Source organism: uncultured Sphingomonas sp. (assembly GCF_913776855.1).
In the GTDB taxonomy this organism is placed as follows: domain Bacteria; phylum Pseudomonadota; class Alphaproteobacteria; order Sphingomonadales; family Sphingomonadaceae; genus Sphingomonas.
In genome coordinates, this window is the sequence record NZ_CAJYQD010000039.1 from 1 (window position 1) to 14,655 (window position 14,655).

General features: G+C 63.7%; 15 protein-coding genes. All 15 read right to left on the reverse strand.

The window, feature by feature from the left end; genetic code table 11:
• Positions 1-123 precede the first annotated feature (123 nt).
• Positions 124-912, reverse strand: coding sequence for a type III pantothenate kinase (locus QZ755_RS11765; protein ID WP_294323032.1), 789 nt, complete (start codon positions 910-912; stop codon positions 124-126).
• Between the two features lie 111 nt (positions 913-1,023).
• Positions 1,024-1,755: a biotin--[acetyl-CoA-carboxylase] ligase gene (locus QZ755_RS11770; protein WP_294323034.1), complete on the reverse strand. Its 732-nt coding sequence runs from the start codon at positions 1,753-1,755 to the stop codon at positions 1,024-1,026.
• Positions 1,722-3,167 carry an NADH-quinone oxidoreductase subunit NuoN gene (gene nuoN, locus QZ755_RS11775; protein WP_294323036.1) on the reverse strand — a complete coding sequence of 482 codons (1,446 nt, stop codon included), beginning with the start codon at positions 3,165-3,167 and terminating at the stop codon, positions 1,722-1,724. Before nuoN ends, QZ755_RS11770 begins: the two co-directional genes overlap by 34 nt.
• Positions 3,167-4,732 (reverse strand): NADH-quinone oxidoreductase subunit M, encoded by a 1,566-nt coding sequence (locus tag QZ755_RS11780; protein ID WP_294323038.1) that lies wholly within the window; start codon positions 4,730-4,732, stop codon positions 3,167-3,169. The genes nuoN and QZ755_RS11780 overlap by 1 nt, the downstream gene beginning before the upstream one ends.
• A gap of 37 nt (positions 4,733-4,769) precedes the next feature.
• Positions 4,770-6,857 (reverse strand): NADH-quinone oxidoreductase subunit L, encoded by a 2,088-nt coding sequence (gene nuoL, locus QZ755_RS11785; RefSeq protein ID WP_294323040.1) that lies wholly within the window; start codon positions 6,855-6,857, stop codon positions 4,770-4,772.
• A 34-nt stretch (positions 6,858-6,891) separates the two neighbouring features.
• Positions 6,892-7,197, reverse strand: coding sequence for an NADH-quinone oxidoreductase subunit NuoK (gene nuoK, locus QZ755_RS11790; protein WP_055755914.1), 306 nt, complete (start codon positions 7,195-7,197; stop codon positions 6,892-6,894).
• Positions 7,194-7,805 carry an NADH-quinone oxidoreductase subunit J gene (locus QZ755_RS11795; RefSeq protein ID WP_294323042.1) on the reverse strand — a complete coding sequence of 204 codons (612 nt, stop codon included), beginning with the start codon at positions 7,803-7,805 and terminating at the stop codon, positions 7,194-7,196. Before QZ755_RS11795 ends, nuoK begins: the two co-directional genes overlap by 4 nt.
• A 112-nt stretch (positions 7,806-7,917) precedes the next feature.
• Complete coding sequence (nuoI, locus tag QZ755_RS11800) at positions 7,918-8,403, reverse strand: NADH-quinone oxidoreductase subunit NuoI (protein WP_055755909.1); 486 nt, start codon at positions 8,401-8,403, stop codon at positions 7,918-7,920.
• Positions 8,400-9,455, reverse strand: a complete 1,056-nt coding sequence (nuoH, locus tag QZ755_RS11805; protein ID WP_294323044.1) for an NADH-quinone oxidoreductase subunit NuoH — start codon at positions 9,453-9,455, stop codon at positions 8,400-8,402. Before nuoH ends, nuoI begins: the two co-directional genes overlap by 4 nt.
• On the reverse strand, positions 9,452-11,467 hold the full coding sequence (gene nuoG, locus QZ755_RS11810) for an NADH-quinone oxidoreductase subunit NuoG (RefSeq protein WP_294323046.1): 2,016 nt from the start codon (positions 11,465-11,467) through the stop codon (positions 9,452-9,454). Before nuoG ends, nuoH begins: the two co-directional genes overlap by 4 nt.
• On the reverse strand, positions 11,467-12,180 hold the full coding sequence (locus QZ755_RS11815) for a hypothetical protein (RefSeq protein ID WP_294323048.1): 714 nt from the start codon (positions 12,178-12,180) through the stop codon (positions 11,467-11,469). The genes nuoG and QZ755_RS11815 overlap by 1 nt, the downstream gene beginning before the upstream one ends.
• The gene (nuoF, locus tag QZ755_RS11820) at positions 12,177-13,481 is read right to left on the reverse strand and encodes an NADH-quinone oxidoreductase subunit NuoF (RefSeq protein ID WP_294323051.1); all 1,305 of its coding nucleotides are present in this window, start codon (positions 13,479-13,481) and stop codon (positions 12,177-12,179) included. Before nuoF ends, QZ755_RS11815 begins: the two co-directional genes overlap by 4 nt.
• 2 nt (positions 13,482-13,483) lie before the next feature.
• Positions 13,484-13,654 (reverse strand): hypothetical protein, encoded by a 171-nt coding sequence (locus tag QZ755_RS11825; RefSeq protein ID WP_294323052.1) that lies wholly within the window; start codon positions 13,652-13,654, stop codon positions 13,484-13,486.
• On the reverse strand, positions 13,651-14,331 hold the full coding sequence (locus QZ755_RS11830; protein WP_294323053.1) for an NAD(P)H-dependent oxidoreductase subunit E: 681 nt from the start codon (positions 14,329-14,331) through the stop codon (positions 13,651-13,653). The genes QZ755_RS11825 and QZ755_RS11830 overlap by 4 nt, the downstream gene beginning before the upstream one ends.
• The gene (locus tag QZ755_RS11835) at positions 14,331-14,636 is read right to left on the reverse strand and encodes a nuclear transport factor 2 family protein (RefSeq protein WP_294323336.1); all 306 of its coding nucleotides are present in this window, start codon (positions 14,634-14,636) and stop codon (positions 14,331-14,333) included. Before QZ755_RS11835 ends, QZ755_RS11830 begins: the two co-directional genes overlap by 1 nt.
• Positions 14,637-14,655: the final 19 nt, after the last annotated feature.

Consider the following 14,655-nt stretch of genomic DNA (forward strand, 5'->3'; position numbering starts at 1 on the left):
GTACAGGTTGACGTTCATGCCGATTTCGCCCGATCCGCCGAGCGCGACGAAGAGCAGTTCTTTCTTTGGTGTCACTCAATTTCTTTCAATGCCCGCGCCCATTCGCGGGTTCGGTTTGCTTCGTTACGTTGCTGCAGTGATATGGGTGCGGCGCCACAGCATCGCCAGTCCCGTGATGGTCAGGTCCTGTTCGACCTGGTCGAACACCTGCGTATGTTTTTCGAAAAGGATCGCCAGACCGCCGGTGGCGATCACGCGGACCGGGCGGCCGATTTCCGCCTTCATCCGCGCGACCAGCCCCTCGATCATCGCGATATAGCCCCAATAGATGCCGATGTGCATCTGGTCCGCGGTATTGCGACCAATGACGCTGGTCGACGCCGGCGCCTCGATCGCGATGCGCGGCAGCTTTGCAGCGGCGGTCACCAGCGCGTCGAGCGACAGGTTGATGCCCGGCGCGATGATCCCGCCTTTATAGGCACCAGAATAGTCGACCACGTCGAACGTAGCCGCCGTACCGAAATCGACGACGATCAGGTCGCCGGGATGCGCCGCATGCGCCGCGATCGCGTTCAGCGCGCGGTCGGCACCGACCGTCTGCGGTTCCTCGACATCCAATGCGATACCGAACGCCGCAGCACCCCGCCCCGCGACCAGCGCCTCGACGCCGAAATACTTGATCGCCAGCACCTCGAGATTGTGGAGCGCGCGCGGCACCACCGTCCCGATGATGACCGCGTCCACCGCCGAACGATCCCGCCCGTCAAGCGCCAGCAGCTGGCTGAGCCATACCGCATATTCATCGGCCGTCCGGCGCGGATCAGTCGCGATGCGCCAACGCGCGACGATCGTCTCATCGTCGACCAGCGCGAATACGATATTGGTATTGCCGGCGTCGATCGCTAGCAGCATCGAATTTCCTCGCCATGCCCGAACGGCACGCCCTGCCCTGCGGTAGAGGTTGCGCCGACCGACCACAAGGACCGCGTGTGATTGCAACACGGCAGGTTCTGGCTGCAATGGTCAGGCAAAGACGTCGCCCGCATGGATCAGCGTTGTAGCGCCATCGCGATCGACCAAGCGCAACGCACCGTCCGCATTGACGCCGTCGAACGTCCCTTCGCACTGCCCGCCATCGGGCAGGCGAACCCGCAGCGTCGTACCGCGCGGATGCGCCATCGCCTCCCACGCCGCACGGACGCTTGGCAGGTCGTTGCCGCGCCACCGCTCGAGCCAATGGGAAAAACGTTCGCGCAGCAAATCCAGTAGCGCCGCAGGGGTGACCGCAACGCCCTGTGCCGCCAGGCTCGTGGTCGGTCGATCGGCAAGATCGGGATGGGTCGCGACATTGACGCCGAAGCCGATCACCACCGCGTCACCGGCACCCCGTTCCAGCAGGATACCGGACAGCTTCGCGCCCGAGACCAGCAGATCGTTCGGCCATTTTATCATCGCCCGTCCTGGCGCAACGACCGACACCGCTTCGGCCAACGCCACCGCTGCGACCAAGGTCAGCGTCGGCGCAGCGGGATCGCCCGGTCGCAGCCGAACGATCGTACTGGCAAACAGGTTACCATCCCCATCCGCCCAGCGACGTCCGACCCGGCCCCGCCCGGCAACCTGTCGTTGCGCGCGGAGCCAGAGACCTTCTTCGGCGCCCGCTTCCGCTGCGGCGAGCAGGTCGACATTGGTCGACCCCGTCTCGCCAACGACACGAACCGTCAGAACAACGCCCGTGCGGCAGCCAGCGACCACGCCGAAAGCGGCGCGATCAGGAACAGGCTGACCGGCGAAATGACGATGGCAGCGGCCAGCGTCAGCCCGCCTTCAACCAGCGCCGGTTCACGACCAAACGCGGGGGCAGGCTCGTCGAAATACATCGTCTTGACCACGCGCAGGTAATAGAATGCGCCGATCGTCGATGCCGCGATACCGATCACCGCCAGCGACAACAGGCCCGCCTGCACCGCTGCCTCGAACACCGCGTACTTCGCCCAGAAGCCGAACAGCGGCGGGATACCGGCGAGCGAGAACATGAAGATCATCAGCGCGAACGCCAGTGCCGGCCGCGTCCGCGACAGGCCCGCCAAGCTGGCGACGGTTTCGACCGGCTGTCCATTCTCATCGCGCATCTGCAATACGATCAGGAACGATCCGAGCGTCATGACAACATAGACGGCAAGGTAGAACAGCACGCCCGCAACGCCCTGCGCCGAACCGGCGGCGAGGCCGATCAGCGCGAAGCCGACATTGTTGATCGACGAATAGGCAAGCAGGCGCTTGATATTCTTCTGCCCGATCGCACCGACCGCACCCAGGACGATCGAAGCAAGTGCGGCGAAGATCACGATCTGGCGCCATTCGAGGACCGCCGGCCCCATCGCCTCGACCGCGACACGCAGCGCCATCGCCATCGCCGCGACCTTGGGCGCCGATGCGAAAAAGGCGGTCACCGGGGTCGGCGCGCCTTCATACACGTCGGGCGTCCACATGTGGAACGGTACTGCCGCCAGCTTGAACGCAAGCCCTGCGAACACGAACACCAGGCCGAACAGTAGGCCCATGTTGCGCGGACCGGCATAGGCGACAGCGATGTCGCTGAACAGCGTCGTGCCGGCGAAGCCATATACCAGGCTGACGCCGTAGAGCAGGATGCCCGATGCCAAGGCCCCCAGCACGAAATATTTCAGGCCAGCCTCTGCCGAGCGCGTGTCGCGGCGCATGAAACTGGCAAGGACATAGGCCGCAAGGCTCTGCAGTTCGAGGCCGACATAGAGCAGCAGCAGGTCGGACGCCGACACCATCATGCCCATGCCGCAGGCCGACAACAGGATCAGCACCGGATATTCGGGCTTCAGGTCGTCCCCGCTGGTCCGTTGGAAGAAACGTGGAGCAATGATGATCGCGACTGCCGAGGCGAGGTAGATCAGCACCTTCGCAAAGGCCGCGAACGCATCGGCACGATACATGCCGTCGAATGCGGTGGCCCCCGACGACCCATTGCCGACCAGCGCAACACCCGCCCCGGCAAGGACGAAGACCGCGGCGATGCTCACACCGCGCGCTGCCGCCTGCTTGCCCCACGCCGATACCAGCATCAGGACGATCGCCCCGACTGCCAGCACCAGTTCGGGCAGCGTCATCGAAAGTTGTTCGGCGTAGCTCATCAGTGCAATTCCCCGTGCGCCGCAGCCGCGCCCGTTTCATGTTCCGCGACCTTCGCCGCTGCCGCCGCCGGATTGCCCGGTGTCGGCCGTGAATCCGATGCCGGCGTGGCGCGCTCGATCCGCGCGACCAGCAGGCCGACATCCTTGCGCATCGGTGCCATGAAGCTTTCCGGGTAGACACCCATCCACAGCACGACCGCCGCGATCGGCGCCAGAAGCGCCAGTTCGCGCATCGACACGTCCGGCATCGCCTTCACATCGTCATGCACCAGATCACCCAGCGCGATGCGACGATAGAGGTACAGCGAATAAGCTGCGCCCAGAATGATGCCGGTCGTGCAGATCAGCGCCGCCCACGTCGAAAGCTGATACGTGCCGGCAAGGCTCAGGAACTCGCCGACGAAGCCCGACGTACCCGGCAGACCGATCGACGCCATCGTGAACAACAGGAAGAACACGGCATAGCGTGGCATGTTGATCGCCAGACCGCCGTACCGCACGATTTCCCGCGTATGCAGCCGGTCGTAGATGATGCCGACGCACAGGAACAGCGCACCCGACACCAAGCCGTGGCTGAGCATCACGATCATCGCACCTTCGATGCCCTGCTGGTTGAAGGCGAACAGGCCGATGGTCACGATCGCCATGTGCGCGACCGACGAATAGGCAATCAGCTTCTTCATGTCCGACTGCACCAGCGCGACGAGCGAGGTGTAGACGACAGCCACCGCCGACAGTCCGAGGATCAGCCAGGTCAGCTGGCCCGAGGCTTCCGGGAACATCGGGATAGAGAAGCGCAGGAAACCATAGCCGCCAAGCTTCAGGAGCACGCCCGCCAGGATGACCGAGCCGGCGGTCGGCGCCTGCACGTGCGCGTCGGGCAACCAGGTGTGGACCGGCCACATCGGCATCTTGACCGCGAACGACGCAAAGAATGCCAGCCACAGCCACGTCTGGACATGTGCCGGGAAGTCATAGGCCATCAGCGTCGGGATGTCCGACGTACCGGCCGTCTGGATCATGTAGATCATCGCGATCAGCATGAGCAGCGAACCGAGCAGCGTGTACAGGAAGAACTTGTACGACGCGTAGATGCGGTTCGCCCCGCCCCAGATGCCGATGATGAGATACATCGGGATCAGGCCGGCCTCGAAGAAGACATAGAACAGCAGCAGGTCCTGCGCTGCGAAGGTGCCGATCATCAGCACTTCGACGGTCAGGAACAGCGCCATATATTCGGGCACGCGATTGGTGACCGACTTCCACGACGCACCGATGCAGATCGGCATGAGGAACACGCTGAGCATGATCAGCATCAGCGCAAAGCCGTCGATGCCGAGCGCGTAACGGAAGACGCCGAAGTTGCCGAGCGCCGGCGCTTCGACGAACTGCCACTGTGCGCCGCCAATGTCATAATTCGCCCAGAGCAGCACGCCCAGCGCGAGATTGACCAGCGTGGCGATCAGCGCCGTCCAGCGCGCCCCATTCGCCGATACGAACAGGCACAGCATCGCTGCGACCGCCGGTACCAGCAGCATCACCGACAGGATCGGGAAGCCGTTCACGAGTTATTCCCCCGAACCAATTGCTTGAAACCGCGCATCACGACGCGATCGCCCAGGTAACCGCCGCCGTCAGGCCGATCAGCATGACGAAGGCATAGGTGTAGAGATAGCCGGTCTGCATCCTGACCGCGAGGCGGCTCGACAGGCCGACCACCGCCGCCGACCCGTCCGGACCAAAGCGGTTGATCGTCTGTTCATCGCCACGCTTCCAGAAGAAGCGGCCGAGCGCGAATGCCGGACGAACGAAGAGCAGGTGATACAGCTCGTCTAGATACCATTTGTTGAGCAGGAAGCGGTGCAGAACGCGGAACGTATCCGCAATGGCCGCCGCCGTGCCCGGACGGATGATATAGACATAGAGCGCGCTCACCAGCCCGATCAGCATGACGATCGTCGCGGCCAGCTTTACCAGCATCGGCACGCCATGCATAGCGTGCATCAGATGCTCGTTGTAGAACAGGCTGCCCTTCCAGAAGGCCTCACCCGCATCGCCACCGATGAACCAGTGGTTGAACACATAGCCAGCGGCCACCGCGCCAACTGTCAGCACGATCAGCGGGATGAGCATCACGATCGGGCTTTCGTGCGGGTGGTAGCCTGCCATGCCCTCGGCCACGTCGCTCGCATGGGCGTCATGAGTCGACGGAGCATCGCCCGCATCTTCCGCCGCCGGATGTGCGTCGTGGTGGGCGTGATCGTCATGGCCATGGTGGCCATGCGCTTCATGCACCGCGTGCTGGATATGCTCCGACCCCGCCCAGCGCGGACGCCCGAAGAAGGTCAGGAACATCAGCCGCCACGAATAGAAGCTCGTCAACAGCGCGGCAAAGGTCCCGACATAAAAGGCACCATAGCCCCGCGGACCTGCCGCCCACGCCGCTTCGAGGATCGCGTCCTTCGAGTGGTAGCCCGCGAAACCGCCGACTTCGTAGATACCAACACCGGTGATCGCGAGCGTGCCCGCCATCATCGCCCAGAAGGTCAGTGGGATATGCTTCCGCAGACCGCCATAATAACGCATGTCCTGTTCGTGGTGCATTGCATGGATGACCGAACCGGCGCCGAGGAACAGCAACGCCTTGAAGAAGGCGTGGGTGAACAGGTGGAACATCGCTGCGCCATAGGCACCGACACCCGCCGCAAAGAACATATAGCCCAGCTGCGAACAGGTCGAATAGGCGATGACGCGCTTGATGTCGGTCTGCACCAGGCCGATCGTCGCCGCAAACAGGCAGGTCGCGGCACCGACGGCCGTCACCACCGCCAGCGCGGTCGGCGAGGTTTCGAACATCGGCGACAGACGGCACACCATGAACACGCCGGCGGTGACCATCGTCGCCGCGTGGATCAGCGCCGACACCGGGGTCGGGCCTTCCATCGCGTCCGGCAACCACGTGTGGAGCCCCAACTGTGCCGACTTACCCATCGCGCCGACGAACAGCAGCAGGCAGAGCACGGTCATCGTGTCTGCGCGGAACCACAGGAAACCGATGGTCGAACCGGCCATCGATGGCGCCGCCTGTAGGATCTCAGGGATCGAAATCGTGCCGAACACCAGATAGGTGCCGAAGATGCCGAGCATAAAGCCAAGGTCGCCGACGCGGTTGACGACGAACGCCTTGATCGCGGCGGCGTTGGCCGAGGGCTTGCGGAACCAGAAACCGATCAGCAGGTACGACGCCAGGCCGACGCCTTCCCAACCGAAGAACATCTGCACCAGGTTGTTCGCGGTCACGAGCATCAGCATCGCGAAGGTGAACAGCGACAGATAGGCAAAGAACCGCGGCTGATCGGGATCCTCGCTCATATAGCCCCAGCTATACAGGTGGACCAACGCCGACACGCTGGTGATGACGACCAGCATGACCGCGGTCAACGCATCGACCCGCAATTCCCAGGCGATGTCCATGCCGCCCGACACGATCCAGGTCGACACGGGCGCTACATTCGCCTGGGCCGTGCCGGTCAGGAACGGGATAAAGATAGACCACGACAGCCCGGCGGCTGCCAGCAGGCCGGCGGTGGTAATGATCTTCGGCACCGTGATGCCGAACGCGCGGTTCGACAGCCCCGCCACGATCGACGCCAGCAGCGGCAGGAACACGACGATATGGATGGCACTCACGAAAGCACCCCCGAAACCCGAAAAGCCACCGGCATCACCCCTTCATCCGGTTGACGTCGTCGACCGCGATGGAACCGCGACCACGGAAATAGATGACCATGATGGCCAGCCCGATCGCGCTCTCACCGGCGGCGACCGCAAGGACGAACATCGCGAAAATCTGCCCGACCAGATCGCCCAGCTGCGCCGAGAAGGCGACGAAGTTGATGTTCACCGCCAGCAGGATCAGTTCGATCGACATCAGGATGACGATCAGGTTCTTCCGGTTGAGGAAGATGCCGAGCACGCCCAGCGTGAACAGGATCGCCGCGACGACCAGATAATGGGTAAGACCGATCACAGCTCGACCCCCTGCCCGATGGGCTGATTGACGTTACGGATCGCATCCTTGGCGCGACGATTGATCTGGCGGTTGATATTCTGCGCCTTGGCATCCGCCCGCTTGCGCTGGGTCAGCACGATTGCCCCAATCATCGCGACCAGCAGCACCAGTCCGACGCCTTCGAAGACGTAGAGGTAGCGCGTGTAGAGCAGCCGCCCGATCGCCTCGATATTCGGCACCGCCGCGTCGGTCGGGGCGATCCGCTTCGCGAGATCGATCCGCGCCGCGCTCCAGGCATAGGCGCCGACGACCAGTTCGACCGCCAGCAGCACCGCAAGGGCAAGGCCGGCGGGCAGATAGCGAACGAACCCGGCGCGCAGTTCGGTGAAGTCGATGTCGAGCATCATCACCACGAACAGGAACAGCACCGCGACCGCGCCGACATAGACGATGACCAGCAGCATCGCGATGAATTCGGCGCCGCACAGCACCATCAGGCCGGCCGCGTTGAAGAAGGCGAGGATCAGCCACAGCACCGAATGGACCGGATTGCGCGACGTGATCGTCAACGCGGCCGATGCCACCACGATCGTGGCGAACAGATAGAAGGCGAGTGTCTGGATCACGAGCGCTGCTCTTCCCCCTGCCCGCCCCGCGCGGAAGTGCGGGACGAAACGCTAATCGAATTGCCGGCGAAGCGAACCGTTTCGCCCCCGCCGGTACGGAACATGCGCGCCATTACCGGTAGGGCGCGTCGCTCGCAAGGTTCGCCGCAATCGCGCGTTCCCAGCGGTCACCATTCGCGAGCAGCTTGTCCTTGTGATAGATCAGCTCTTCGCGGGTTTCGGTGGCGAATTCGAAATTCGGCCCCTCGACGATCGCATCGACAGGACATGCTTCCTGGCACAGCCCGCAATAGATGCACTTGGTCATGTCGATGTCGTAGCGCGTGGTACGGCGGCTGCCGTCTTCGCGCGGTTCGGCCTCGATCGTGATCGCCAGCGCCGGGCACACCGCCTCGCACAGCTTGCAAGCGATGCAGCGCTCTTCCCCGTTGGGATAGCGACGCAGCGCGTGTTCGCCGCGGAAGCGCGGGCTCAGCGGGTTCTTCTCATACGGGTAGTTGATCGTCGCCTTGGGCTTGAAGAAATACCGCAGCGTCAGCGCATGGGCCTTCACGAACTCCCACAGGGTGAACGATCGGATGGTCTGGGCGATACTCATGCGGGCAGTCCTACGCGCTGGATCATCAGATAACCGGAGATCAGGAAGACAAAGATCAGCGACAGCGGCAGGAAGATCTTCCAGCCCAGCCGCATCAGCTGGTCATAGCGGTACCGGGGCACCGTCGCCTTGATCCAGCTGAACACGAAGAAGAAGAAGAAGGTCTTCAGCAGGAACCAGATGATTCCGGGCACGAAGTAGAGCGGCGCCCAGTCGACCGGCGGCAGCCATCCGCCCCAGAACAGCAGCGCATTGAGCGCGCACATCAGGATGACGTTGGCATATTCGCCAAGCCAGAACAGCGCGAACGCCATCGACGAATATTCGGTCTGATACCCGGCGACCAGCTCCGATTCCGCCTCGGTGAGATCGAACGGCGCGCGTGCGGTTTCGGCGAGCGACGAGATCAGGAACACCACCGCCATCGGGAACAGCAGCGGATTGAAGCCGAAACCGTTGATGAAGCCGAAGATGTGTGCGCGCTGTTCCAGCACGATCGTCGTCAGGTTGAACGACCCGGCCCACAGTACGACCGAGATCAGCACAAAGCCGATCGCGACTTCGTAGGACACCATCTGCGCAGCGGCACGCAGCGCCGAATAGAAGGGATATTTCGAGTTCGATGCCCAGCCCGAGATGATGACGCCGTACACGCCCAGCGACGATGCCGCGAGAATGTAGAGCAGGCCGACATTGATGTCCGCCACCACCACGCCGACATCGAACGGGATCACCGCCCAGACGATCAGCGCGACGGTGAAGGTAATGATCGGGGCGAGCAGGAACAGGCCGCGATTGGCCGAGGACGGCACGATCGTTTCCTGCAGGAACACCTTCAAGCCGTCGGCGAACGACTGCAGCAGGCCCAGCGGACCGACGACGTTCGGCCCCCGGCGCAGCGCCATCGCCGCCCAGATCTTGCGATCGGCATAGATGATCATCGCCACCGCCAGCATCAGCGGCAGCGCGATGACCAGAATGCCGATCAGCGTCGCGACGGTCCACGCCCAGCCATAGGGCAGGCCGACGGTAGTTTCGAAGAACGAGGTCACTCGGCGGCCTCCGCGAAATCCTGGCCATGGACAAGTTCAGCCGAACAACGCTGCATCGTCGGGCTGGCCCGGCAGATCGCATTGGTCAGGTAGAAGTCGGCGACCGGATAGGTCACCTTGCCCTCGCCCTTAGCGTCGAGTGCCGGCGGGTTCCAGTCGTAACGTACCAGACCTTCCTGGCCCAGTTCCGGTACCGCCGCCGTCATCGCACGGCGCACGCCGGCGAAATCGTCGAACGGCAGCGTGACGCCCAGCACTTCGCCCAGCGCGCGGAAGATCGTCCAATCCTCACGCGCGTCACCCGGCGGGAACACTGCCCGGTCGCCGCGCTGCACACGCCCTTCGAGGTTCACGTACGTCCCGGCCTTTTCGGCATAGCTGGCACCCGGCAGGACGATGTCCGCCGCCGCCGCGCCCTCGTCGCCATGGTGGCCGACATAGACCTTGGTCGCCCCGGCAAACTGGCCGAAATCGACTTCGTCCGCACCCAGGAAGAACACCAGCTTCGGGTTCGCCGCGACGATGTCGGCAATGCCGCCCGCCTGCGCATAACCCAGCATCAGTGCCCCCATGCGGGCAGCGGCAGTGTGAACGACGTTAAAGCCGTTCCAAGTCGAACCGTCTTCCAGCGTCCGCACCAGATTGCCGTCGCGCGCTAGCTTGAGTGCGGCACCATGGCCCGCCTTCAGCGCGCCAGGGCCGACGATCACTGCCGGACGCTTGGCCGCATCAAGCGCCTCGGCCGCGCGGTCGGGCAGACCGTTCAGCAGCGAGAGGTCGTCGCCCAGCCATTCGACCTTGTAGGTGAGGTCCGTTTCCGCACCGATGGCAAAAACGCGCGCACCCTTCTTGATCGCCTTGCGGACGCGGGTGTTGATGAGCGGTGCTTCGTGGCGCAGGTCGCTGCCGACCAGCAGAATCGCATCGGCATCCTCGATCCCCGCGATGGTCGTGTTGAACGCGACCGCGCCGAGATTGGTGACGTCATAGGCCATGCCCGTCTGCCGCCCTTCGAGCAGCGACGATCCGAGCGCGTTGACCAACGCCTTGGCGGCGAACATAGTCTCGCAATCGAGCAGGTCGCCAGCAATCGCCGCGACCGAAGAGCCGGCGTTGACCGCCGCGATCGCCGCAAAAGCTTCGTCCCATTCCGCCGCGACCAGCTTGCCGTCCCTGCGGACGAACGGCTTGTCGAGGCGACGACGGACGAGACCGTCGACGGCGTGGCGCGTCTTGTCATGCGCCCATTCCTCGTTCACGTCTTCGTTGATGCGCGGCACGCAGCGCAGCACCTGCCGACCACGACTGTCGAGGCGGATATTGGTGCCGACCGCATCCATCACGTCGATGGCAAGCGTCTTCTTCAACTCCCACGGACGCGCCTCGAACGCATAGGGCTTCGACGTCAGCGCACCGACCGGGCACAGGTCGACGACGTTGCCCGACAGTTCGCTCGTCACCGCCTGTTCGAGATAGGACGTGATCTGCATATTCTCGCCGCGATAGATCGCGCCGATTTCTTCCACGCCCGCGACCTCTTCCGCAAAGCGGATGCAGCGCGTGCATTGGATGCAGCGGGTCATGACCGTCTTGACGATCGGACCCATGTACTTCTCGGTGACCGCGCGCTTGTTTTCGTCATAGCGCGACTGACCGCGACCATAGGCGACCGACTGGTCCTGCAGGTCGCATTCGCCACCCTGATCGCAGATCGGACAGTCGAGCGGGTGGTTGATCAGCAGGAACTCCATCACGCCTTCGCGCGCGGCCTTCACCATCGCGCTGTCGGTGCGGATTTCCTGATTATCGGCGGCGGGCAGCGCGCACGAAGCCTGCGGCTTGGGCGGCCCCGGCTTCACTTCGACCAGACACATCCGGCAATTGCCGGCGATCGACAGCCGTTCGTGATAGCAGAAGCGCGGAATTTCCTTGCCGGCCGCTTCGCACGCCTGGAGGACGGTGGCACCCTGCGGCACCTCGACCTCGATCCCATCGACTTTGACCTTGGGCATTACCTAGCTTCCTGCGACACGGGAGACGTGGGGGGAACGGTTCCACGATAGAGAACCTCGCCCAGGGCGCCTTCCAAAATAGGCTTACTCAATTTGACGTTCTGCCCGCTGGGCAAACATTGCCCAAGATGCGGTGCCAGTGCGGCAAAAGCTGCGTCCTGCTCCTTGCTCGCCGTCGGTTTCAGCACAACCGCTTTGGCCGCTTCCGCGTCATGCCGAATGACGCAGCTGGCAAAGGAGAGCAGTCCCACTTCCAGCGCAAGTCCGCCGGTCGCAGCGCCAGCTACCGCCGCGCGCTCGTCGAAAGCGACTGCCGGAACTGCCCAGGCGGCACCGCGTCGCTCGGCCTGATCGCGCCGCCGATAGAGTTCCACGAACAGTGCGGCGCGCATCAGCAATGGCCTCATGCGCATCTGGCCGGACGAGAGACATTCGTCATCGGCAATTTTCATGAAACGTGAATCGCTCAGCTTTTCGGCCGGCTGCGCGGCAATCACCGACACCTCCGCAGACCGACGATCGACGGTGCACCGAGCGAATTCGGCCAGCGTCCTGCGCGCCTGCGCTTGTTCGGTAAGGCCCGACTCATTCGAGATACGCGCGCGACGGGGAACCGGAATTGACGATCCGGTCTCCATCTCGACCTGTCGCTGGCCCAACGCCGGCGTTGCGATCGAAGCAAGCAATATCGCCGTGATCAGCGGATGCTTCATTCCGCCGCTTCCTGCATCGGTTGGACGCCGCCGCCACGCTTTTCGTTGATCCGCCGCTCGAGTTCAGGGCGGAAGTTCTTGATGAGGCCTTGGATCGGCCACGCCGCCGCGTCGCCCAGCGCGCAGATGGTGTGACCTTCGACCTGCTTGGTCACCTGCTGCAGCGTGTCGATTTCCGACAGGTCGGCATCGCCGGTGCGCAGCCGCTCCATCACGCGCCACATCCAGCCGGTGCCTTCGCGGCACGGTGTACACTGACCGCAGCTTTCATGCTTGTAGAAATAGGACAGGCGGCTGATCGCGCGGACGACGTCGGTCGACTTGTCCATCACGATCACGGCGGCAGTGCCGAGGCCCGACCCGACGGCCTTGAGACCATCGAAGTCCATCGGCGCATCGATGATATGCTCGGCCTTCACCAGCGGCACCGACGATCCGCCGGGGATGACGCACAGCAGGTTGTCCCAGCCCCCGCGGATGCCGCCGCAATGCTTCTCGATCAGTTCCCGGAACGGGATACTCATCGCTTCCTCGACCACGCAGGGACGGTTCACGTGCCCGCTGATCTGGAAGAGTTTGGTGCCCTTGTTGTTCTCATTGCCAAAGCTCGCGAACCATTCCGGGCTGCGGCGCAGGATCGTCGGCACGACCGCGATCGATTCGACGTTGTTGACCGTCGTCGGGCAGCCATAGAGACCGGCACCCGCCGGGAATGGCGGCTTCAGGCGCGGCTGGCCCTTCTTGCCCTCAAGGCTTTCCAGCATCGCGGTTTCTTCGCCGCAGATGTACGCGCCGGCACCCCGGTGCGCGAACACGTCGAAGTCATAGCCCGACCCGCAGGCGTTCTTGCCCAGCAGCCCCTTGGCATAGGCTTCGGCGATCGCCGCGAACAGCGTTTCGGCCTCGCGGATATATTCGCCACGAATGTAGATATAGGCCGCCCGCGCGCGCATCGCGAAGCCGGCGACCAGCGCGCCTTCGATCAGCTTGTGCGGATCGTGGCGGATGATCTCGCGGTCCTTGCACGAACCGGGTTCGGATTCGTCGGCATTGATGACCAGGAAGTTCGGCCGGTCGGGCTTGGGCGCCTTCGGCATGAACGACCACTTGGTGCCGGTCGGGAACCCTGCCCCGCCGCGTCCGCGCAGGCCCGACGCCTTGATCCGATCGATGATCGTATCCGGCCCCAGCTGCAACAGCGCCTTGGTATTGTCCCAGTCGCCGCGCATCACGGCGGCGTCGAGGTTCCACGGCTGGAACCCGTAAACATTGGTGAAGATGCGATCCTTGTCGGCCAGCATCCTTATCGTCCCTTCCCGATCGCCTTTTCGGCGATGAAATAAACGGCAACCATCGCCGCGATCCCGATCAGCACGCCGACGAGCTTCAGCGCACCGATGAACACTTTCAGCGCGACGATCATTACGACGATGCCGACGATGACCGCCAGCAACAGGCTGCCCAAGCCCCTCACGACGCGTTGCCCCATTCCGGGCGGTAATCGTGATTTTCGGTCACCATCGCCACGAGGTTCGTCGGTTCGCCGACCGGCTCGACCGTGTGCCGCCCCGGCTCCTGCGTGCCGGGCTTCGGCGTCTCGCCCTTGCCCAGCGCCTCGAGGATCGCGGTCATGCGATCATAGTCAAGATCTTCGTAATTATCGTCGTTGATCTGGACCATCGGAGCCGAGGCGCAATTGCCCATGCACTCGACCTCGGTCAGCGTGAACAGGCCGTCGGGCGTGGTCTTGCCCTTCATCAGCCCGCGATTCTTGCACGCGGCAAACACATCGTCCGACCCGCGCAACATGCACGGCGTCGTGCCGCACACCTGCACGTGATAGCGACCGACCGGCGCGAGGTTGAACATCGTGTAGAAGGTCGCGACCTCGTACACCCGCATATAGGCCATGCCCAATTCCCGCGCGATGAACTCGATCACCGGCACCGGCAACCAACCCTGGGTATGCGTTTCCGCGCCGACCTGACGCTGGGCCAGATCGAGGAACGGAATGGTGCACGACTGCTGCCGGCCCTCGGGATAGCGCGCCACGATCTCGCGCGCCTTTTCGGCATTGGCCGGCGTCCAGGCGAAATTGCCCCAGCGCGCGCGGACCTCGGCTTCGTCGGGGATGTTGGGGGCGTCGGCCATCAGCGAATGAACTCCACGCGGCTAACCTTGTCGCCGCTGAACGAATAGACGGTCATCACGTCGAACGGGGCAGCATGGGGCGAGCGGCGCACGCGCTCGTGCAACACGACGCGCTCGCCCACTTCGAACGATTGCAGCACTTCGGCATGGTTCTGCGGGAATTCGGCGAAGACCGCCGCCATGCCGCTCTCCACGCCCGCACGCCCGTCGCGCACCACGTCGCCGCGATACTGCGCTTCACAGCCATCGTCGGCGAAAAACGCGGCATAGCCGGCCGCATCACACGCGTTGTAGCGCTCCATCATCGCGGTCACGGTATCGAGA

Excerpts from the sequence above, each read along its gene's own strand:
- QZ755_RS11765 (WP_294323032.1), bottom strand. The coding sequence starts at position 912 with ATGCTGCTAGCGATCGACGCCGGCAATACCAATATCGTATTCGCGCTG.
- nuoN (WP_294323036.1), bottom strand. The coding sequence starts at position 3,167 with ATGAGCTACGCCGAACAACTTTCGATGACGCTGCCCGAACTGGTGCTG.
- nuoI (WP_055755909.1), bottom strand. The coding sequence starts at position 8,403 with ATGAGTATCGCCCAGACCATCCGATCGTTCACCCTGTGGGAGTTCGTG.
- nuoG (WP_294323046.1), bottom strand. The coding sequence starts at position 11,467 with ATGCCCAAGGTCAAAGTCGATGGGATCGAGGTCGAGGTGCCGCAGGGT.
- QZ755_RS11815 (WP_294323048.1), bottom strand. The coding sequence starts at position 12,180 with ATGAAGCATCCGCTGATCACGGCGATATTGCTTGCTTCGATCGCAACG.
- nuoF (WP_294323051.1), bottom strand. The coding sequence starts at position 13,481 with ATGCTGGCCGACAAGGATCGCATCTTCACCAATGTTTACGGGTTCCAG.
- QZ755_RS11830 (WP_294323053.1), bottom strand. The coding sequence starts at position 14,331 with ATGGCCGACGCCCCCAACATCCCCGACGAAGCCGAGGTCCGCGCGCGC.
- QZ755_RS11835 (WP_294323336.1), bottom strand. The coding sequence starts at position 14,636 with ATGATGGAGCGCTACAACGCGTGTGATGCGGCCGGCTATGCCGCGTTT.